This is a genomic window from Sinorhizobium fredii USDA 205, from assembly GCF_001461695.1.
Lineage (GTDB): Bacteria > Pseudomonadota > Alphaproteobacteria > Rhizobiales > Rhizobiaceae > Sinorhizobium > Sinorhizobium fredii.
On the sequence record NZ_AUTC01000153.1, the window covers coordinates 1 to 21,601 of the forward strand.

16 protein-coding genes are annotated in these 21,601 nt (G+C 62.7%); 7 read left to right on the plus strand and 9 right to left on the minus strand.

What is annotated here, in order from left to right; translation table 11 throughout:
- Positions 1-93: 93 nt before the first annotated feature.
- From N181_RS21295 to N181_RS21310, 4 genes are all read right to left on the minus strand, one after another.
- On the minus strand, positions 94-2,553 hold the full coding sequence (locus N181_RS21295) for an adenylate/guanylate cyclase domain-containing protein (RefSeq protein ID WP_037434503.1): 2,460 nt from the start codon (positions 2,551-2,553) through the stop codon (positions 94-96).
- Between the two features lie 84 nt (positions 2,554-2,637).
- Entirely contained in the window at positions 2,638-3,732 is a 1,095-nt protein-coding gene (locus tag N181_RS21300) for a branched-chain amino acid ABC transporter substrate-binding protein (RefSeq protein WP_037397870.1), read from the minus strand.
- Between the two features lie 67 nt (positions 3,733-3,799).
- On the minus strand, positions 3,800-4,243 hold the full coding sequence (locus N181_RS21305; protein WP_037397872.1) for a GFA family protein: 444 nt from the start codon (positions 4,241-4,243) through the stop codon (positions 3,800-3,802).
- Positions 4,244-4,401: 158 nt separating this feature from the next.
- Positions 4,402-5,658: a cation:proton antiporter gene (locus N181_RS21310; RefSeq protein WP_037434505.1), complete on the minus strand. Its 1,257-nt coding sequence runs from the start codon at positions 5,656-5,658 to the stop codon at positions 4,402-4,404.
- 863 nt (positions 5,659-6,521) lie between these two features.
- Between N181_RS21310 and N181_RS21320 the strand changes: the two genes are divergently transcribed.
- The 6 genes from N181_RS21320 to N181_RS21345 all read left to right on the plus strand — a co-directional run bounded on the left by N181_RS21320 (position 6,522) and on the right by N181_RS21345 (position 12,444).
- Positions 6,522-7,514 (plus strand): YihY/virulence factor BrkB family protein, encoded by a 993-nt coding sequence (locus N181_RS21320; RefSeq protein WP_037434510.1) that lies wholly within the window; start codon positions 6,522-6,524, stop codon positions 7,512-7,514.
- Between the two features lie 66 nt (positions 7,515-7,580).
- Positions 7,581-8,042 (plus strand): GNAT family N-acetyltransferase, encoded by a 462-nt coding sequence (locus tag N181_RS21325; RefSeq protein ID WP_050994717.1) that lies wholly within the window; start codon positions 7,581-7,583, stop codon positions 8,040-8,042.
- 249 nt (positions 8,043-8,291) lie between these two features.
- The gene (gene ugpB / locus N181_RS21330) at positions 8,292-9,590 is read left to right on the plus strand and encodes a sn-glycerol-3-phosphate ABC transporter substrate-binding protein UgpB (protein ID WP_037397880.1); all 1,299 of its coding nucleotides are present in this window, start codon (positions 8,292-8,294) and stop codon (positions 9,588-9,590) included.
- Between the two features lie 66 nt (positions 9,591-9,656).
- Positions 9,657-10,538 (plus strand): sn-glycerol-3-phosphate ABC transporter permease UgpA, encoded by an 882-nt coding sequence (gene ugpA, locus N181_RS21335; protein ID WP_037397883.1) that lies wholly within the window; start codon positions 9,657-9,659, stop codon positions 10,536-10,538.
- Between the two features lie 8 nt (positions 10,539-10,546).
- A complete protein-coding gene (gene ugpE / locus N181_RS21340; RefSeq protein ID WP_037434511.1) occupies positions 10,547-11,395 on the plus strand; it encodes a sn-glycerol-3-phosphate ABC transporter permease UgpE in 849 nt (282 codons plus the stop codon).
- Positions 11,395-12,444, plus strand: coding sequence for a sn-glycerol-3-phosphate import ATP-binding protein UgpC (locus N181_RS21345; RefSeq protein ID WP_037397890.1), 1,050 nt, complete (start codon positions 11,395-11,397; stop codon positions 12,442-12,444). Before ugpE ends, N181_RS21345 begins: the two co-directional genes overlap by 1 nt.
- Before the next feature lie 33 nt (positions 12,445-12,477).
- Here the strand turns inward: N181_RS21345 and N181_RS21350 are convergent, their stop codons facing one another.
- Positions 12,478-15,534: an aminotransferase class III-fold pyridoxal phosphate-dependent enzyme gene (locus N181_RS21350; protein WP_060563870.1), complete on the minus strand. Its 3,057-nt coding sequence runs from the start codon at positions 15,532-15,534 to the stop codon at positions 12,478-12,480.
- 95 nt (positions 15,535-15,629) lie between these two features.
- On the opposite strand from N181_RS21350, the gene N181_RS21355 reads away from it, so the two are divergent.
- On the plus strand, positions 15,630-16,106 hold the full coding sequence (locus N181_RS21355; RefSeq protein WP_050984094.1) for an Lrp/AsnC family transcriptional regulator: 477 nt from the start codon (positions 15,630-15,632) through the stop codon (positions 16,104-16,106).
- 96 nt (positions 16,107-16,202) lie between these two features.
- Here the strand turns inward: N181_RS21355 and N181_RS21360 are convergent, their stop codons facing one another.
- From N181_RS21360 to N181_RS21375, 4 genes are all read right to left on the minus strand, one after another.
- A complete protein-coding gene (locus N181_RS21360) occupies positions 16,203-17,003 on the minus strand; it encodes an inositol monophosphatase family protein (protein WP_037434519.1) in 801 nt (266 codons plus the stop codon).
- Positions 17,004-17,068: 65 nt separating this feature from the next.
- Positions 17,069-18,130, minus strand: a complete 1,062-nt coding sequence (locus tag N181_RS21365) for an ABC transporter ATP-binding protein (protein ID WP_037397925.1) — start codon at positions 18,128-18,130, stop codon at positions 17,069-17,071.
- Positions 18,127-20,358: an ABC transporter permease gene (locus N181_RS21370; protein ID WP_037397928.1), complete on the minus strand. Its 2,232-nt coding sequence runs from the start codon at positions 20,356-20,358 to the stop codon at positions 18,127-18,129. Before N181_RS21370 ends, N181_RS21365 begins: the two co-directional genes overlap by 4 nt.
- A gap of 169 nt (positions 20,359-20,527) precedes the next feature.
- A complete protein-coding gene (locus tag N181_RS21375) occupies positions 20,528-21,556 on the minus strand; it encodes an ABC transporter substrate-binding protein (RefSeq protein WP_037397931.1) in 1,029 nt (342 codons plus the stop codon).
- Positions 21,557-21,601: the final 45 nt, after the last annotated feature.

Consider the following 21,601-nt stretch of genomic DNA (forward strand, 5'->3'; position numbering starts at 1 on the left):
ACGACCTTACGCGTCCGATTGGACGCGCGGCGCTGTAGAAGGGCAGCCGCCGCTCTACACTGCAGCACAGCCGGAGTGGGGCGTAGCAGCGCTTCATCTTGAGAGCCTGTCCAGCGCCTCGCGAAGCGTCGCCGCAGCTTCTTCGCGCTCGCCGGACGACATGAGTTCGGGCTCGGCATCGAGCTTCAGATGCGGCAACTCCTTATGGATTGCATCACAAGCGGCGGTGAGATTGGCCCTGAAGTCGACGACGTTGAAGGTCGCGATCGGATAGGCTATGCCCTTGACACGGACTCGTCCCACCTCCTCGCAATGGATGACGTCCTTCACCTGCGCGAAGGTCTCGTAGGAGATGAGGACCGATCCGGGCTCCGCTTCCTGCTCCAATCGCGCGGCGAGGTTTACCGCCCCGCCGATGATCGTGTAGTCCATCCGGTCTTCGCTGCCGAAATTGCCGACGGTGCAGTAATCCGTGTGAATGCCGATCCGGCAGCGCAGCGGCGTCTCTATTCCGGCGCTGTGCCAAATCTCACCGAGCTCGGCCATTCGCTTCTGCATTGCAAGCGCCATCGATACGCAGGCAATGGCATCCTCCTTCACGCCGCTCGTCTCCGGATCGCCGAAGAACATCAGGATGGCATCGCCGACATATTTGTCGATCGTCGCACCGAAGGAGAGGGCGATCTTCGACATTTCGGTCAGATACTGATTGAGGAGTTGAGTGAGCTCCTCCGACTCCATCTTGTCGGTCGTCTCGGTGAAACCGGCGATGTCCGAAAAGCAGATCGTCAGCTTCTTGCGCTGGCTCGCGATACTGACATCCTGCCGGCCGCTGAAGATCGAGTTGTAAATCTGCGGTGCGAGGTATTTGGCAAGCTTGGCGGAGAGCGCTTCGAGCGCTGCGGATTTCTCGGACAGGTCCTGCTCGTGACGCTTCAGCTCCGTAATATCCGAGTAGACCGCGACGGTGCCGCCGCCCGAAATGCGGCGTTCACTGATCTGGATCCAGCGATCGGGTTCGCGCTGTTGGAGGAGCGTCCCGGCCGGATTGCGATGCGCCTCGATCCGCTTCGCGATCCATTCTTCCTCCCGGCCGACGGCATCCTCGATCAGGCCACGCTCGGCCGCCGCGCGGATAATCGCCTCGAAGCTCGTTCCGGAGACGACGGCATCATGCATGCCTGGATAGAGAATTTCACGATAACGGCTGTTGCAGAGGAGGAGCCGGTCCTCGGCGTCGTAGAGCGCGAAGCCTTCGGAAATGCTCTCGATCGCATCGATCAGGCGTTGGCGGGCTTCGGCGACGTCGCGAAGGTTCTTCTCCTCGAACTCGATCGCCGTGTCGCGGAAGACGCGCAGCGCCTTGGCCATTCGGCCGATCTCGTCGCCACCGGTCTCCGGCAGCGCCACCCGCAGGTTGCCTGCGGCAATGGCAAGCATGCTGTGGCTGAGGCCAGCGAGACGGGCAAGCAGGTTGCGGTCGACATAGAGCCAGACGATCAGGATAGAACTCAGCAAACTGAGCAGTGCGGAGCCGAGCACGATGCCGGTGCCGTAGCGCCGCACTGTCGCCGCTTCCGCACCCGCCTCGGAGATGTCCCGTTGCGCCGCCGCCACGAGGCGGTCCACGGCAAGCGTCAGCTTGCGCGAGAGCTGATCATTTTCCGCCACCAGCTTTTCGCCCTCGGCCAGGACTGCCAGTTCGTCGCCGCGCGCGTTCGGGATGCTTCCGGGGCCGTCGATGAGTGCCTTGAACTCGTCGACGAGCTGACGGAAGCGTTTGCGCAATTGCTCGTCGAATTCAGGGGTGACAGCCTCCAGCGCGCCGACCGATCGGTGTAAGGGAAACGCGAGCAGCGACAGGTCGCCGGCCGTCGGCACGACCGCGGCCTGCAGAAGCGTGTCGTTGATGGCCGCAATCTCCCGCTGTGCCGTCTGTTGCGGAATATAGGCCGCGATCGCCCGTGCCAGGTCTCGCGTCGCCGACGCTTCCGCTTCGGGTGAAAGCGTTGGATCGACGGTCGCGGCCCGCCACCGCGGGACCTTGGAGTTCATCACGAGAATGCCGGGGGCGACGAGGCGCTGGCTGGCATTCGTCGTCGCCGACAGGCGACGCAGCAGTTCCTCCTTGCGCGCGACCGCGGCCAGGCGGGCGGTGACGAGACCATCGAGGGCGTTCAGATTGCGCCGCAACCCCACGGCCGCTTCTTCGATTTCGGAGACGACCGCTGAGCTCAGCGTCGTACCTTTCAGGGCAGCAAGCAATTCTTCCAGACGCGTCATCTCGATGCCGATCGCGGCCGACACCTCGCCGTGCCGGGTCCGGCTAGTCGAAGCAAGGACGGAGGGCGCGGTGGCGGCGACGCGTTCGGCGTGGCGGGAGAGTTCCAATGATAGAAGGGCGGAGGGGGCCCGGCGCGCCGTTACCCGTTCGAGCACCTGGCTCAGTTGCAGGAAGGCGTACAGAGCGCCTATGGTCGCAAGCACAGCGAAGGCACTGATGCTCAAGAAGGCGAACAGCAGACGACCGCGAATGCCGAGACGATCAAACATCGCGGCCCATCGCTCCGGCTGAGGCGGTCAACATCGTCCGCACGGGATTTTTTCTCAAACGCGAGTTGCTGCCATCAGCGCTGGTTATTCCAGCGGCACGTACTCGCCACCCTTCCAAACATACCACACCCAATTCTGAACGGTGAGATCGCCCTTCTCGTCGAAATCGATGCGCCCGAGCACCGTTTCGAACTGATATTTGCGCAGCGAATCGATGACTTTCTGCGGTTCCAGCGATCCCGCCTTCCTGACCGCCTGTGCCCAGACCTCGGCTGCGCCGTAGCTGTGCAAGGTCCAGGAGTCCGGCTCGAAATTCTCGGCCCGAAAGCGCTCGACGACTTCGGCCGCCTCGGCATTCCGACGCGGGTCGGCGACGAAGGTGAAAAGGGTTCCCTCGGCCGCGGGGCCGGCGATAAGACCGAATGCCTCGGTCGCCGTATCGTCACCGGAGATCACCTGCACCGGATAGTCGCGCTCGCGCGCGGCACGGACCATAAGCGCTGCTTCCGTGTGGTAGCCGCCGAGATAGAGCACGGCGATGCCTGCTGTTTGAAAGCCTGCGATTTCGGCAGAGTAATCGTCCTTACCCGGCTCGTAGCTCTGGTAGATTGCTTCGTTGACGCCGCGCTTGTTCAGTTGCTTCCTGGTTTCTTCCGCGAGTCCCTTGCCGTAGGTCGTGTCGTCGTGAAGGATCGCGATCTTCTTGCCGCCCCAGTGGTCCGCCAGGTAGTTGCCGGCCTGCAAGCCTTGCGCATCGTCACGACTGCACACCCGGAAAACGTTGGCATAGCCTTGTTCGGTCAAGGTGGGATTGGTCGAGGACGGCGAGATCTGCAGCACGCCGGCCTTGGCGTAGATTTTGGATGCCGGGATCGAAGCTCCCGAGCAGTAATGTCCGATAACCAAGACGGCTTTGTCGGCGACCAGCTTCCGGGCAGCCGCAACGGCCTGCTGGGGATCGCAAAAATCATCGGCGACGATCAATCGGATCTGCTCGCCGAGCACGCCGCCGGCGGCATTGATCCGGGCGACGGCCATCTCCGCGCCCCGCTTCAACTGCGTACCGGTCCAGGCGAGCTTTCCCGTCATCGGGCCCGCGACACCGATCAGAACTTCCGCCTGAACCGGGAAGCCGAGTGTAGAAGCCAAGACGGCAGCAAGGACGAGAGGCCGGCGCATGCAACACCTCCGCTCGCAATATACTCTGGATGCTCGGGTGCGGCTACGTGGTGAGCGTCCCGGACGTTCAGCGATTCATCGGCGGCCCGTCCGCGACATGGGCGCGATACTGCGGCAGGTCGTCGGTGATCGTGAACCAGGGCGCCTTCGAGCCGACGAAAATGTGCTCGCTCGGCCGGATCGTCGGCTCGTTGGCGAGCGGGCCGAGCGCGACATGCACATAGGCGCCATCACGGACGACCGAATAGAGAAAGGACCCGCATTTGCCGCAGCGGGCGTCGTGCGCTTTCTCCTCGCCATAGGTGTGGAGGTGGTCTGCTCCTTTGATGACGCTGAATTTCTCCCCCTCGATGCCGGCAAACGGCTTGAAAGCGGACCCGGTCGTGCGCCGGCAATCGGTACAGTGGCAGTTTGCGGCATAGCGGAATTCGTCGGCGACGACGTATTGAACGGTGCCGCACAGACACCGTCCGGCGAGCATGCGGGCGCTCTGATCTGTCCTATCCGTCATTGTGCTCCTCGTGGCAAATCAGGCGGCGGCTCTGCGTCGAGACGGAACCACGGAGCCGACCGGGATGCAATACTTCGCCGGACGATAATGGATTTCAAGCATGAGCGCGACCGCCCATGGCTGAAGGGCGCGTCGTGGAGAATGGTTCGCACTCGTGGTCACGGCTTCACGTCTACGGATCTGCCGTCAATCTTACGTCGCCGGTCGAGCCAGCGCATCGCGGGAGTGACAGTCAGGCCGTGCGTGACGATGGAGACCAGGACGATCAGGGCGACGGCGGACCACATGACGCCCACTTCTTCAAAACCGGCGATTCCGGTTGCAAATGCGAGATAGTAGATCGAGCCGAGGCCGCGGATCCCGAAGACGGCGATGGCGGCCCTTTCTCCTTTGGGCAAGGTCGATGGCAGGCTCACCCATCCTGTGGCCGGTCGGGCGATCGCCAGCACGAACAGGGCAAAGGCGACCACGCGCCAATCAAACTCGGCAATAAACTGCCCGATGCTGACCGCGGCACCGAAGCAGACGAGCAGCACCATCATCAGGAGCCTTTCGATCTGTTCGGAGAAGTCATGAAGCTCCCGGTGAAATTCGTGGTGTCGCTCGACGGTGCGGAAGGAAAGCGCGGCGACGAATACGGCCACGAATCCATAGCCGTGGACGAGTTCCGTCAGGCTGTAGGCGAGGCAGGTAATTCCCAATGCGACGAAGCCGTCGCCGGTGCGCGCCAGCGATGCCCCTTTCGGCAGCCGAAATGTAGCAAAGCCTAGCACCTTGCCGATGATCCACCCCATCACGACCCCGGCAAGAAGCCGCCACAAGACATCGACGAGCAGCCAATGGGCGAACCAGTCAGACCGATCGGAGGCTAGTGCGATCGCAATCGCCAGATACACGAACGGGAAGCTGAGACCGTCGTTCAAACCGGCTTCGGATGTGAGAGCGAACCGAACTTCGTCCTCCGCCCCGGTTTGCGGCGGTCCCACCTGGACATCGCTCGCCAGGACCGGATCGGTCGGCGCCAGGCAAGCAGCCAGCAGAATGGCGGAAGCAGCCCCCAGACCGAGGATCCAGGCGGCGCCGACAGCCATCATGGCGATACCCAGCGGCATCGCAATGCCCAGAAGTCGCCATGTGAGAGCCCAGCGGCGCAGGCCGATGGGGCGGTCGATTTTCAGCCCGGCTCCCATCAGCGAAACGATGACGGTCAATTCTGTCATGTGCTCGATCAGAAGCCGGCTGTCGAACGAGGCGAGATCGACGCCCGGGACGAGGATGGTCTGTCCGGCCAGGGCGCCGATTGCAATGCAGAAAATGGGCAGTGAAAGCGGCAAGCGGCGAAAGGCCATGGGAATCCAGGCTGTGAGCAGGATCACCAGCCCCAACAGCCCAAGCGTGATGTCGTAGCTTTCCATCTATTCCGCCCCTCGATGGCTCGACGTATCGATAGCCGGATCGGGATCGAAGGTCGTTGGACGGTTCGTGGACATGGTGGCTCCGAAAATCGCGCGGCGAGATGGTCGGAAACGCGCCCGTCGGGTGTGTCGTTCCCCACCGACGGATGTTGACGACGGGCGATACCGCGCCGGGGATTGACACCTACTGGCGGCTTGTACGCGCACCACCTGAGCGCCTCGCCCTGAGGGCGGGGCATCCGGGCGTGGAACATTGTGCCGGCCTGCGTGAACAATTGCGGTGCTGAAGCGTTTTCTTTTCAACCTCACAATGACGTGGAGGAAAGTAGCATGCGTCGCGACATGCAGCGTTACATGATGATCGAGTTGATCGCCCTCATCGCTGCGCTTGCCGTGGTCGCCGCGGTCATGGTCGTCACGCTGCTTCCAGGCTGACACTTCGCGGCAGCGGGTGCGTGTCGACTTCCGATAACCTGATGGGGAGGGTCCTGACCCTAGCGCTCAAGTCACCCATGAACGAGTACCAGAGAGAATTCATCCCCGCAAATGCCTATGACATACAGCGCTTGCCCTTTGCAAAGCGCCTCGAGGAGCTGTCGCCGGGCGAGTGCATCTGGCCGATCAACGGCGGAGGCCCCTATCTTTTCTGCGCCGCCAAGGCCGTCGGAAGATATTGCCCGCATCATAAGGCAAGACTGATACAGAAGAAGCGTACGCATCCCCACCAATGAGTGCCGCTGCGGAGGATGGCCATCATTTTTCCGAACCGCGGCCCGGCGAAATCCCGCGCGGAACAAGCAGTTTTCCCGAGGGTTGGGCATACCGCAGGTGTTGGGACGCAGGAGGACACTGGACGCTCCCCCATGAGCGCGAAAGAGGCCGACCTTACAGAGACCTTGGAAGCCGCCGAGCCGGGGAGGGGGCGCAGTGCAGCCACGCCGGGAGAGATACCGGCGAAGGGAATGCGTGACGTCTTCTGGCGAGTGGTGTCCGAGATCTCCGAGGAGCGTGTCTTCCTGATCGCGGCAGGGGTCAGTTTCTACCTCCTGCTGGCGTTGTTTCCGGCTCTCGGTGCGCTGGTCTCGCTCTACGGATTCGTCGCGAACCCATCCGATATAGGATCGCATATGGCCGTATTGGACGAGCTCCTGCCACCCGGCTCCTACGGCCTGATCACCGATCAGTTGAAGTCCCTTACTACGCAGAAGACAGCGACCCTCAGCCTCGGCTTCATCGGTGGCCTGTTGGTCTCTCTGTGGAGCGCGGCCAACGGCATTGCGGCGCTCTTTGACGCGATGAATGTCGCCTATGGCGAAAAGGAGAAGAGAGGCATCGTATCAAGAACGCTCTTGTGCCTCGCCTTCACCTTTGCCGCACTGCTCTTTGCCGTTGTCCTGATCGTGGCGATCGGCGTCCTTCCCGCCCTGCTCGCCTATTTGTGGTTGGATCGCTGGATCGAGATCCTGACCAGAGTAGCGAGGTGGCCGGCCATTCTGCTCCTCTCCACCCTCGGCGTTGTCCTGATCTATCGTTACGGGCCGAGCCGTGAGCGGGCCAAACTGCGGTGGTTGAACTGGGGCGCCGTGTTCAGCACATTGCTGTGGCTCGCCGCCTCGTGGATATATTCCTACTATCTCGAAAATTTCGCCAACTACAACGCGACCTACGGCGCGCTTGGCGCGCTCATCGGTTTCATGATGTGGGTCTGGATCTCGATGGTCATCCTGATCACAGGCGCTCTTGTCAACGCCGAGCTCGAGCATCAGACGGCTGTCGATTCCACCACCGGAGAACCGTTGCCGATGGGTGACCGCGGTGCCTACGTCGCCGACACGCTTGGAAAGGCTGCGGATTAGCTTAAATCCATTTTCGCCTTTGTGATCACGTGGCAAGGCATGGGGTTGAGTCTTGGGGGAGCAGGAATGGGGTTCGAACTATCTCCGCCGGTGCAGCTCGGCGGTGAATTCGCCGATGAAGCGTCGCGTGTCCCGCGGGCTTCGTTCGACGATTGCCTGCCGTCGCTTGCAGGTCTTCACACGCCCGAAGAGGATAGCTGGTTCTTCAGGAACAGAGTATATCGCGACTGCTCCATATGGGGAGTATTCGAACGCGATCTGCTGGTCGGCATTGTCGCGTTCCGGCCGGCATGGATCGATCAGCTCTATGTCTTGCCGACGCATCAAGGTCGTGGCGTCGGGGCATCGCTCCTGAACGTCGCTCGGACAGGCGCCGCTCAGCTGTCGCTCTGGACCTTTCAGCGCAACCGGGGAGCGCGTCGGTTCTACGAGAAGCACGGTTTCGTCGCCGTGCAGGAAACGGACGGGTGCCGGAACGAAGAGAGGGAGCCAGGCGTCCTCTACCGATGGGTGAAGGACAGCGAATAAACCGGCTCTCTGAGCTAACGTTTTCGTCCTTTGTAGACATTGTGCTCTCTCCAGATGCACAAGCTGGAGATGGACCGGAGAGCACCCCTCGACATAAGCCGAGTGCACCCTATTTGCACCCACGGTGGGTGTGGATGAATGCATCCGACCGCGACCATCGTTTTGGAGGAACCCCGAGCTGTCCGCTTGGAAACGGGCGCGCGTTGGCGAGCAGCGCGGGAATGGCTGAGCGCAAGGGAGGAGAATTTTATGCGAGTGATCGGACTATCCACGACAGTGGCGGCTTTTGGAGCTTTGGCGTTTCAGGCCGAGGCCGCCACAGAATTGCAGTGGTGGCATGCAATGACCGGCGCCAACAACGAAATGATCGAGCAGATCGCCAATGAGTTCAACGAGAGCCAGAGCACCTTCAAGGTGGTGCCGGTGTTCAAGGGCACCTATCCCGAAACATTGAACGCGGGGATCGCGGCTTTCCGGTCGAAGCAGCCGCCGGCGATCATTCAGGTCTTCGATGCCGGCAGCGGCACGATGATGGCTGCCGAGGGCGCCATCGTGCCGGCGATGGAGGTCCTGCAGAAAGGCGGCTTCACCTTCGACAAATCTCAATACATGCCCGGCATCGTCTCCTATTACTCGAAACCCGACGGGACGATGCTCTCCTTCCCGTACAACTCCTCCTCGCCGATCCTCTATTACAACAAGGATGCCTTTCAGAAGGCGGGGCTCGACGCAGACAATCCGCCCAAGACATGGCCCGAGGTCTTCGATGCCGCGAAGAAGATCAAGACAAGCGGTGCTGCTCCCTGCGGCCTGACCTCCACCTGGCTGACCTGGATACAAACGGAGAACTTCGCCGCATGGAACAACGTCGCATACGGGACCAATGAAAACGGCCTCGGCAGCTCGGACGTGAAACTCGAGGTCAATTCACCGCTCTATGTCGAGCATTTCCAGGCGATCGCCGACCTCGCCAAGGACGGCGTCTTCCGCTACGGCGGGCGCACCTCCGAGGCCAAGCAGCTCTTTACCTCCGGTGAATGCGCCATCATGACGGAATCGTCGGGCGGTCTCGGCGACATCATCAAGAGCGGGGTGAACTACGGCATCGGCCAACTGCCCTATTACGAAGGTCACGGGCCGCAGAACACGATCCCCGGCGGCGCCAGCCTCTGGGTATTCGCCGGCAAATCCGACGAGGAATACAAGGGGGTAGCCGAGTTCTTCAACTTCCTGTCGCAGACGAAAGTCCAGGCCAAGCTGCATCAGGTCTCGGGCTATGTGCCGGTGACGATGGCCGCTTACGAGGAAACCAAAAAGTCGGGCTTCTACGAAAAGAACCCGGGCCGTGAAACGCCGATCCTGCAGATGACGGGCAAGGCGCCGACCGAGAACTCCAAGGGCGTTCGGCTCATCAACCTGCCGCAGGTGCGCGACATCCTCAACGAGGAATTCGAGGCGATGCTCTCCGGGCAGCAGGACGCAAAGACGACGCTCGACAAGGCCGTCGAGCGCGGCAATGCGGCAATTGCAGCGGCCATCAGCAACTGATCGATCAGGCGAGCCGCCTGCGGTCCAAACGGCCGCAGGCGGTCAGGTTGCTGAAGGAGATTGCCTGTGCAGCGTGTCGTTTTTCCGAATAAGATCCTGCCTTACGTCCTGGTTGCCCCGCAGATCGTGCTGACGATCGTCTTTTTCTTCTGGCCGGCCAGTCAGGCTCTCTACCAATCGGTCATGCGCGAGGATCCCTTCGGCTTGAAGAGCGGGTTCGTCGGGCTCGCCAACTTCAGTGCCGTTCTCTCGGATGAGAGCTATCTGAACTCGCTGAAGGTAACGGTGATCTTCAGCGCCTCGACCGCGCTTTTGTCGATGGGGCTCGCCCTGCTTCTGGCAACGGCCGCCGACCGTGTCGTGCGCGGTCAGACTTTCTACCGAACTTTGCTGATCTGGCCCTATGCGGTGGCGCCGGCCGTCGCCGGCATGCTGTGGCTCTTCATGTTCAATCCGGCGATGGGGACATTCGCCTATATCCTGCGCCGCAACGGCTTTTACTGGGACCCTTTGCTCAACGGCAATCACGCCATGGTCCTCATCGTCGTTGCCGCCGCCTGGAAGCAGATCAGCTACAATTTCCTGTTTTTCGTCGCCGGGCTCCAGGCGATACCGAAGTCATTGATCGAAGCGGCGGCGATCGACGGCGCGCGCGGCACTCGGCGCTTCTGGACGATCGTGTTCCCGCTGCTCGCGCCGACGACATTCTTCCTCCTCGTCGTCAACACCGTCTATGCCTTCTTCGATACCTTCGGCATCATCCATTCCGTCACGGGCGGAGGACCGGCAAAGGCGACAGAAACGCTGGTCTACAAGGTCTACAACGACGGCTTCGTCAACCTCAACCTCGGCTCTTCGGCTGCGCAATCCGTCATCCTGATGGCGATCGTCGTCGCCCTCACGGCCTTCCAGTTCCGCTTCGTCGAAAGGCGGGTGCATTATGGGTAGAACCGCCGATGATTGAGAGGCGCCCCGTTTCCAACCTGATCGGCCATCTGATGCTCATTCTGGGCATTCTCATCGTCGTCTTCCCGATCTACTACACCTTCGTCGCCTCGAGCCTGACCTCGACGGAAATCGTCCGGCCGCCGATGCAGTTGATTCCGGGCGGCCTGCTTGCCGAAAACTACGGCGAGGCACTGTCGGGCGGTGTCGAGCGGGTCGTCGGCGTCAGCCTCGAACGGCTCGTGCTCAACACATTCGTGGTGGCGGTCGCGATCGCGGTCGGCAAGATCGTGATCTCTTTCCTGTCGGCCTTTGCGATCGTGTTTTTTCGATTCCCGCTGCGCATGACCTTTTTCTGGATGATCTTCATCACGCTCATGCTGCCGGTCGAGGTCCGAATCCTGCCGACCTACAAGGTGATCGTCGACCTCGGGCTGATCGATACCTATGCCGGCCTGACCTTGCCCCTGATGGCATCGGCGACGGCGACGTTCCTGTTCCGCCAGTTCTTCCTGACGGTCCCGGGCGAACTCGTCGAGGCGGCGCGCATCGACAATGCAGGGCCGTTCCGCTTCATGCGCGACATCCTGTTGCCGCTCTCAAAGACCAATATCGCGGCCCTTTTCGTGATCCTCTTCATCTATGGCTGGACGCAGTATCTCTGGCCGCTTCTGGTGACGAACGACAGCCGAATGAACACGATCATCATCGGCCTCAGGAAGATGGTCGATTTTGCCGACGCCTCGACACCCTGGAACTATGTCATGGTCACGGCCATCCTGGCGATCATCCCACCCGTCATGGTGGTCGTGCTGATGCAGCGCTGGTTTGTCAAAGGCTTGGTTGAAACGGAGAAATAATGGCGACGATCACTCTCAAGGACGTGCAAAAGACCTATGGCGGCAATGTCGATGCCATCCGGGGAGTCTCGCTCGCCATCGCCGACGGCGAGTTCATCGTGCTGGTTGGGCCATCGGGCTGCGGAAAGTCGACCTTGCTCAGGATGATCGCCGGGCTCGAAAGCATCACCTCCGGCGACATCGCGATTGGCGATCGCGTCGTCAATACGCTCGAGCCATCTGAGCGCGACATTGCCATGGTGTTCCAGAACTATGCGCTCTATCCGCATATGACGGTCCGCCAGAACCTGGCGTATGGGTTGAAGAACCGCAACACGCCCAAGGACGAGATCGAGCGCCGGATCGCCAAGGCGGCCAAGTCGCTGGAGATCGAGGCCTTCCTTGAGCGCAAGCCGCGCCAGCTCTCGGGCGGACAGCGCCAGCGCGTTGCCATGGGGCGGGCGATCGTTCGAGAACCCGTTGCATTCCTGTTCGACGAGCCGTTGTCGAACCTCGACGCAAAATTGCGGGTCCAGATGCGCGTCGAGATCAAGCAGCTGCAGCGCACCCTCGGCACCACGAGCGTCTATGTGACCCATGATCAACTGGAAGCCATGACGCTCGCCGACCGCCTCGTCGTGCTGAACGGCGGCAGGATCGAACAGGTGGGCACGCCGATCGAGCTTTACGAAAGACCCGCGACGTCATTCGTCGCGACCTTCATCGGCTCGCCGTCAATGAACCTTCTGGAGATCAAGGGCGGCTCTTCCGATTGGTCGGCTCCCCCGGCCTTCGTCAATCAGCCGGGCACCGCGTCGCTTGGCATCCGACCGGAGGACATCGGTCTTGCCGACGGATCAACTGACAACAATCATTTCAGGGCGCGCGTGCGCGTCGGCGCGGTCGAGCTCGTCGGCGCCGAAAGCTATGTACATGGAAGCTTGGCGAGCGGCGCTCCGCTGGTTTTCAGGGTCGCCGGCCGCTCCCGGATCGGCATAGACGACGAGGTCGAGGTCTTTGCCCGACCCGAAAGCCTGCACGGATTCGATGCGGCCGGCCGGCGTCTGTAGATCGCTGCAGTACTTTGAATTGCTGCATGCCTCCTATGCGCCGCCCGCCACCACCGCCATGAAGGTTTCGTCAAGCACGGCGATCAGATGATCGGCGTCGCGCTTCGAAAAGATCATCGGCGGGCGCATCTTCAGGACATTGTCGTGCGGCCCTTCGGTGCCCATCAGGACGCCGCGCTGCCGCGCCCCATTGGAAACCGCCCGGGCGATCTCGGTGGCCGGCGCCTTCGTCTTTCGATCGCTGACGAGCTCGATGCCGAGGAACAGGCCAAGGCCGCGAACGTCGCCGATGACGTCGTAGCGCATCTGCATCTTGCGGAAAACCGCGATCAGATAGTTGCCGATCTCCAGGGCATTGCGCCGCAGTTCCTGCCGCTCGATGACATCGAGGACGGCGAGGCCGACAGCACAGGAGACCGGGTTGCCGCCGAAGGTGTTGAAAAACTCCATGCCGTTGTTGAACGAGCTGGCGATCTCGCGCGTGGTGACGACCGCCGCCAGCGGGTGGCCGTTGCCGATCGGCTTGCCCATGGTGACGATGTCGGGAACGACGCCCTGCGTCTCGAAGGCCCACCAATGGCTTCCGACCCGCCCGAATCCAACCTGCACCTCGTCCGCGATGCAGACGCCGCCCGCTTCCCGCACCATGCGGTAGACTTCCTTGAGATATCCATCCGGAAGGAAGACCTGGCCGGCGACGCTCGGAATGGACTCTGCCAGGAAGAAACCGGGCGCTTCGCCCTTGGCCCTCATGGCCGCTATCAGCTCGGCGACGCTTTCGGCAAAACGCTTCCCATGCTCCTCGATCGGCCAGTCGGCCGGCGCGTGGTAGCTGTCGGGCACCGTTGCCACATGGGCATGCGGCTTCTGTCCTTTGCCGCCCTTGCGGCGGAACTTATAGGCGCTGATATCGATCAGCTCCTGCGTCGTGCCGTGATAGGCCCAGTCGAGGACGATGGCGTTTTCTCGGCCCGTATGGGCGCGCATCAGGCGCAGCGCGAGACCGTTCGCTTCCGAGCCGCTGTTGACGAAGCCGGCGACCGCCAGTTCCTTCGGCAGCGTCGCCGTCAGTCGCTCGGCATAGGCGACGATGTTGTCGTGCAGGTAGCGGGTATTGGTGTTGAGCGTCGCCGCCTGCCGGGCCATCGCCTCCACCACCGCCGGATGAGCGTGGCCGATGTGGCAGACATTGTTGAAGCAGTCGAGATAAGCACGGCCGCGATCGTCGATCAGCCAGGCCCCTTCGCCGCGCACGAACTTGATCGGCTTATCGTAGGAGATCGAGAGGTTCGGCAGCAGAAGCTCTTTGCGAAGCCTGACGATCTCCTCATGCGAGCGACCGTCACGGTTGAAGAATTCCCCCGCCAAGCCGGCGAACAGGCTCGGGTCCGGAAAGAGCTCCGCCCAGACATCGAGGTAGCGCTCCTCGCCAACGCCGAGGATCTCCGTCGCCGAAAGGCTCGTCTCGGTGGAAATCTGCAGATGCAGGTGCGGTGCCCAGCCGCCATTCTCCTCCGCTGTGCCCATTTCGCCGACGAGCGCACCGGCTTCCAAGCGGTCGCCGGCTTTCAGTTGCCCTATGGCCTCATGGGCAAGGTGCCCCCAGAGCGTCAGGAAGGGTGGGCTGCCGGCCGGTTCATGGCGTAGTGCGATCAGGCAGCCGTAGCCGAGGGGCTCCTGTTCGATCTCGACGCTCACGACCGTTGCCGCGAGCGGCGTGTAAAGCCTCGTGCCAGCAGCCATGAAGAGATCGAGGCCCAGGTGGCGCGTGCGGCGGGCACCATCGATCAGGCGCGACGCGAACATCTCGCCGGAATAGACGGTGCGGGCTTCGCCCCACGGGCCGATGCCAAGTTCCACGCCCGTGCTGCGGCAGTGTTCTTCCCAAATGAATTGCGCATCATGCGGCCGCGCCTCCGCCGAATTGACGGTCATCGGATGCGCCGGGTCGCCATAGGGGACGAGATCGGCCGGATAGGTTGCGACCGGACGGCCAAGGAGCGGCAAGAGGCTCTTGCGGTTCTGCTCAATCCAGACGCCGGCGTCGCGAGCGCCGCGAACCGTCTCGAAACCGCAGGCGTGTCTGAGGATTGCGGTTGCGAAGCGCGGCTGCATGGCGTCGAGTTTGCGCAGGAGCGTCCAGGCGGGCCGCTCGCTGATCGCGAGGTAAGGATTGTCACCGGTATGCGTCCGGCGTGACGCTGAGATCGTCACGGATGTCACCAGCCGCATGGCGATGAGATCGAAAAGGAGATCGATCTCCTCTTCAAGAAGCGGGTATTCGCTATGGAAGCCGCGGGCGATCGCCGCGGCTGCACCGATCGGATCGGGGTGATCGAGCCCGGCATAGGCGGCAGCGATCGCCACCTCGGCGATGACGGGCCCGTAGAGAGCATCCCCGAGGTCGATGATGCCGGAGATGCGATCGCGGTTGTCCGGGTCTACCAGCACATTCCAGTCGTTCGCATCATTGTGAATGATCGACGCACGCAGCTTAGCAAAGCGCGGGGCGACGTCCCTCTCAAAACGGGCGAGGAAACGTCCGAGCAGGGCGCGGTCGCCCTCGTCGGGAACATGGTGTAACCGGTCGGCGGAGCGGCCGGCCTTGCGAATGTCCCAGTCGAGGTCGCGAAGTGCACCCGGATGCATGAAGCCCCGGAGCGAGGCATCGAAGCGGCCGAGCATCCGCCCGAGCGATTCCAGAGCCGCTTCGCTTCGGTCGGACTGGGCAAGCGGAACGCCCGGTACCCAACTGACCAGCCGCAAGCGGTGGACACCGCCGCGTGCGCTCGTCGTTTCGGCGAGGCTCGCTGACGAGAGCGTCGGATGGAGATGGGGAACCGGAAGGACGCCCGCATTTTCGCCGATGTGCTCCAAGAGCGCCGTCTGGAAATCGCTTTCGATCGCCGGCTCCGCGGCGTTGATGATCTTCAGAATGAAAATCCTGCCGTCGTCAGCAGTCACTTTGAAATTCTGGTCGCGCTCGCTGTCGAGCGGCGCGAGCGTCCCTTTGAGTCCAAAGTGCTGCGCGAGGAGTGCGGCGGCTTCGTCCAGGGAAAATTCCGGTTTTGTGTTCAGCATGTCGTTCATGGGACCTCACTCTCGCGGCGAGCGTCGCATGCCGCCGAATAGCGCGCATCCGGCAATCCGCCGGTTGCGCCGCCACTTTGTTCGTACTAACCGTCATTTTGTCGGCGTTGCCGAAGGCTTGCTGCAGGAGTTGCTCAGTGCAGACTATCGACGCTACGGACCGGGCGATCCTCAGCATTCTGAGCCGCGAAGCGCGCATCCCCATGAAATCGCTCGCCGGCCGCATCGGACTGTCGCGCAGCGCGACCGCCGAGCGCGTCGCGCGGCTCGAAAAGACCGGTCTCATCCGCGGCTACCGCGCCGATATCGGCCAACTGGAGGAGGGGCAGATCGAGGCGTTTCTGATGGTGACGCTCAAGCGCACACCCTCGCTCGGTGTGCTGGACAGGCTCGCCGGCCTTTCGTCGGTGCGACGGGTTTCCTCCGTCAGCGGCCAGCTCGATCTGGTGGTCGAGGTGAGCGTGACTTCGATAAATGCTCTGAACGAGCTGCGCAACGACGTGGCCCAGTTCGAGAATGTCGAGGACCTAACGACGTCGATCGTCCTGCGCCGAGAGATCGAGCGGAGCTAAGCCGGCGCATAGTCCGCAACCCCGACAAGCTCACCGGCGTTCCGTTCCCATGCGGCGTCTGAACGGCGTTATCCGAGTTGCTTCCTCTGCGCCGCCTCAGACGCCCGCGAGCTTTCGCAGGTCTTCGATTGCGCCGGGCGCGGCGGCGAGAACCGGCGCGCCTTTGGTCAGCCGCCCGCCGTCGACGGGGAAGGGGAGGTACCAGCCGCCCGCTTCCTTGACGAGGCAATAGCCGGCAAGACAATCCCAGGCGTGCATGTAAGGTTCGTAGTAGCCGACGAGGCGGCCGGCGGCGACATAGGCGAGCATCAGCGCACCGGAGCCGTTGCGAATGAACGTGCCGCCGGCCTCCAGCAGGTTCTCCACCATCTTGGCGACGAAAGCCGGCGTCACGTGAGTGTTGGCACCAAGCCCGGTCACGGCATTGCGGATGGTGCGTGAAGCGTCGAGCGACAGCGCTTTGCCGTTCAACCGGGCGCCCAGCCCGAGCGCGGCCGCATAGAGCTCGCCATGACAAGGCGCGGAAATCACCCCTACCACCGGCACGCCGTCGTGGAGGAGGGCGATCGAGATGCACCAGTTGGGCATGCCGTTGACGAATGGGCTCGTGCCATCGATCGGATCGATGACCCAGGTGAAGCCGGAACGGCCGGCCAGCAGCCCATATTCTTCGCCGAGGATACCGTCGTCCGGATAGATCTCACCCAAACGCTCGCGGATCAGGTTTTCCACCTCGCGGTCGGCGATCGAAACGACATCCTGCGGGTCGCGCTTTGTTTCGACGATCAGCGTTTCGCGGCGGTCGAAATAGTCGAGCGCCACTGCGCCGGCCTCGCGGCCAACCGTTTCGGCCAGTGCCAGCCGGGCTTCGAGCCCTGGAACGACGTGCGATGTCATGAAATGGTCCTTGATTTCGAGTTGAGGCCCGAGAAAGGGCGTTTGCTTTGGTCGTGTTTCCCGCGCTAAGCGCTTATGATGGCGATGCCGCGCTCCTTGAAGCCGATCGCCACCTCGGTTGACGGGCTAATGGCGCGCTCCACGGCCGGGTCGACGACGAACAAGGTGCCGGCGGCGGTCTTCACTTCATACTCGACGTGGTCGCCGAGATAGGCGGCATGCGTGATCCGCCCGCCGAAGGCGGCGTCGCTGGCTGGCTTCAGCGTGATCGCGTTCGGACGCACCGCCAGCTTGGCCGGGCCCGGCCGGATGTCGCGACCGGGGACGCGATGCGTCAGCTGTTCGACCCGGATCGTCGCGTCGCCGCCTTCGACCGAGATGATGTCGCAGGCCACGACATTTGCCTCACCCATGAAGTCGGCGATGAAGGCGGACGCCGGCAACTCGTAAAGATCGCGCGGCGCGCCTTGCTGGGCAATGCCTCCATCCTGCATGACGACGATCTGATCGGATACGGCGAGCGCCTCGTCCTGGTCGTGGGTGACGTAGACGGCGGTGAAGCCCAGGCGCTGCTGCAACTCGCGGATCTCGGTTCTGACGCGCCGTCTCAGCCGCGCATCGAGGTTCGACAGCGGTTCGTCGAGGAGCAGCACCTGCGGTTCGAGGACGAGCGCACGGGCAACGGCGACGCGCTGCTGCTGGCCGCCGGAGAGCTCGGCTGGCAGGCGCTGTCCCATGCCGGCGAGGCCCACAAGCGCCAGCCCGTCCTCCGCCCGCTCGCGCGCCTCTTTCCGCTTCAGTCCGGAGGATTCCAGCCCATAGGCGACGTTGCCGAGGGCCGTCATGTGCGGGAACAGCGCATAGGACTGGAACACCATCGAGACGTCCCGCTCGTTCGCCGGGAGCATCGTCACGTCCTTGCCGCCGATGAGGATGCGGCCCGAGGTCGGATGCTCGAGCCCGGCCAGCATCCGTAGCGTCGTCGTCTTGCCGCAGCCGGACGGGCCGAGCAGCGTCACCAGCGTGCCGGGTTCGATGGTCAGCGACAGATCCGGGATGGCGACGAAGACGCCGAACTGCTTGCGCACGTTCTGAAAGACGACGGAACCGGGAGCTTCGATGGTCATGCGGTTTTCTCCTGGTGAATCGAGGCCGGCACGGCCGCAACGGACTGGATGCGATTCTCGCGGCGGAGCCGGCGCTCACCGACAAGAAGCTGGAAGCCGCCGATGACGGCGACCATCACGAGGATCAGCATCGAGGAATAGGCGATCGCCACGCCGTATTCGCCATTCTCGACAAGTCCGACGATATAGGAGGTCGCCATGTTGTACTCCGCGCTGACCAGGAAGATGACGGCGCTGATCGAGGTGATGGCACGCACGAAGGAATAGACGAGTGCCGCGGTGATCGCCGGGCGCAGCAGCGGCAGGATGATCTTGCGAATGGTGCGGAAGCTGTCGGCGCGCAGCGTCAGCGAGGCTTCGTCGAGGCTGCGGTCGAGCTGGCTCATCGCCGCCACCCCGCCGCGGACGCCGACCGGCATGTTGCGGAAGACGAAGCAGGCGATCAGGATCAGCGCGCTTCCAGTCATCTCGATCGGCGGCAGGTTGAAGGCCATGATGTAGCTGATGCCGATGACCGTACCGGGGATGGCAAAGCTCATCATCAGCGCGAACTCGAAGAGTTCGCGGCCGGCAAATCGCTGGCGAACGATCAGATAGGCGGTGAGGAGGCCGACCGCCGCGGTCAAGGGCGCCGAAATGAGCGCGATCTCCATCGTCGTCCAGAAGGAGTTCCAGGCGACCCCGGTCCAGGCGAGGCTGCCGTCGCGGAACTCGACGGAGAAGGCCTGCGCGTAGTGCTCGAGCGTCAACGAATTGTCGAGGCCCCAGGTCTTCACGAAGCCGCCGACGAGGATCATGCCGTAGACGAGGAGCGTGAACATGGCCCAGGGGATGACGAGGGCATGCACGCCGATCGAGACCGAGCGGGGGAGGGCGGCATGGGCGCCGCTGTCGCCCTTGCCGGTAACGGTCGCGTAGTTCTTGCCTGAAAGCCAGAGGCGTTGCGCAAGGAAAGCCGTCAACGTGAAGCACAACAGCACGATGGCGAGCACCGCGGCGCGGGAGGGATCGTTCTGCGAGCCGACGACGGCAAAGAAAATCTCGGTCGAAAGCACGCCGTGGCTGCCGCCAAGCACGAGCGGATTGCCGAAGTCGGCCATGCTCTCGATGAAGCCGATGAGGAATGCATTGGCAAGCCCTGGCTTCATGAGAGGCAGCGAGATATGCCAGAAGGTACGCCAGCGATCGGCTTTAAGCGTCTGCGAAGCCTCCTCCATCGACGGGCTGACCCCCTCGACGACGCCGATCAGCACCAGGAAGGAGATCGGCGTGAACGAAAGAACCTGAGCGATCCAGATGCCGGTCAGACCATAGAGCCAACGGCCGGGCTCGACGCCGAGCATTGCGGAAACCGCCTCGGTGACAACGCCGGAGCGGCCGAACAGCAGCGTCAGAGCCAGGCCGACAACGAAGGGAGGCGTGATGATCGGCAGCACCGTCAGCAGCCGAAGGCTCTTCTTGAAACGGAAGCCGGTACGGGTCGCGACCAGCGCGAAGGCAAGCCCCAGCAGGGTCGAGCCGCTCGCGGTCATCACCGCAAGCCAGAAGGTGCGCCAGGCAACGCCGCAGCGGCCGGCGCCGATCAGGCAATCAAGGCTCCAAATCGACGGGTCGACGATGTTGCGGCCGAAGCCCTCTGGATTGAAGGATCCGTCGAAATCCTGAAAGGCGCCGACCATCATGCTGCCGATCGGATAGAAGACGAAAACGGTGACGAGGAAGACGAGGATCGAGATTGCGCCGACGATGAAGGCGTCGCCCTTCAAAGCGCCGCGCTCGGCAAGGCCGAAGGCGAAGATGAGGACGAAAAGCAGCGCGGCGAGCACTGCGCCCGCACCCATGGAAAGCTGCCCGTCCGCAAGAGGACCGAAGAGCGTCTCGCTCACCGTCCAGGTCCAGCCGGAGAAGCCAATTGCGAGGCCCTGCAGGGCGAGAAAGCCTATACCGGCAGCGCCGGCATAGGCGAGCAGGCTGCCACGACGCATCGGATCCTGCGTGACGCGTGCGGCCGCCGCAAGGACCAGCAGCAACACCGGAACGATCAGCCACCACCGACCGTAGGCCGCGATCTGGAGGAGGCCGGGCGCCACGGCCGGATCGCCTGGAAAGTTCGCGAGCCACCCGAAGCCGAAAAAGCCGCCGTCGATCCTGTACCAGGGGAGCGCGACGAAGGCCGCGAACCCCAACGCCAGGGCGATATCGAGTCTGCGATTGCGATGTTTCCTCAAGGGTGCTGTCCCGGCGCGACTTACTGACGACCGATGCCTGCATTGCTCCAGCGCATCGCGATCAGAGGCGATTGCAAGCCCGATACGGGAGCCTAAGCCCCCGTATCGAAAGGCAAACTCGAGGCCGGCCGGCGGACTTACCGGCACAGCAGGTCGGCGCGAGGTGCCATCAATTGGCGCTTGCACCGACCTCCCGGTCCCAGCGCTCGAGCAGCGCCTTGCGCTTGGCCGGATCGCCAAAGGTCTTGAAGTCGTAGTCGATCAGCTTGATGTCCTCGAGCTTCGGCGCCTCCTTCGGCACTTCCGCGGATTTATTCGACGGGATCTGGAAGGATTTCGCCTCCTTCATACTGGATTGCACCTTAGCCGATAGAACCCAGTCGTACCATTTCTTGGCGTTATCGAGGTTCTTGGCGCCCTTGATGATCGACATGGAGCCGATCTCGTAGCCGGTCCCCTCGCAGGGTGCGACCGCCTTGACCGGGAAGCCCTCGACCGCCTGCGCCACCGCATCATGCATGAACACGATGCCGATTGCGGTCTCGCCGCGCGCCGCGGCTTTCACTGGCGCCGATCCGGATTTCGTATATTGCGAGACGTTGGCGTTCAGCTTCTTCAAGTAGTCGAAAGCTTTGTCCTCGCCCATGATCTGGACGAGTGTCGCAAGTGCGGTATAGGCCGTGCCGGACGAGTTCGGATTGGCGATCTGGATTTCGCCCTTGAAGGACGCGTCGAGCAGGTCCGCCCAGCACGTCGGCTCCTTGAGGTTCTTCTGCTTGAAAATCTCCGTGTTGTAGCCCCAGCCGAGGGCGCCGGCATAGACGCCGACCGTGCGGTAGCCGGCGCTTTCGGCCTGCTTGACCGCCCAGTCATTCAATTCGGCGAGCATCGGCGACTTGTATTCGAGCGTCAGCCCCTCGGAGGCCGCCTGGAGATGCGGGTCGCCGGTACCGGCCCACCAGATGTCGGTCTTGGGATTTCGCGCTTCAGCGCGGACCTTCGCATAGGTTTCCCCCGAAGAGAGGCGGACCATGTTGACGGATATGCCCGTTTCCTTTTCGAAGGCGCCCTCCAGCTGCTCGCAAATCACCACGTCTGCCGAGCAGATCAGATTGAGAGTCCCGTTTGCCTGCGCGGAATAGGCAAAGAAAGTCGCACCCGCGGCAAGAGCGGCCGCAGTCATTCTAACCGAACCCATGATTTCCTCCCAGATTGTGCCGGCGCCTCCAGCCGGGCGCCTTGC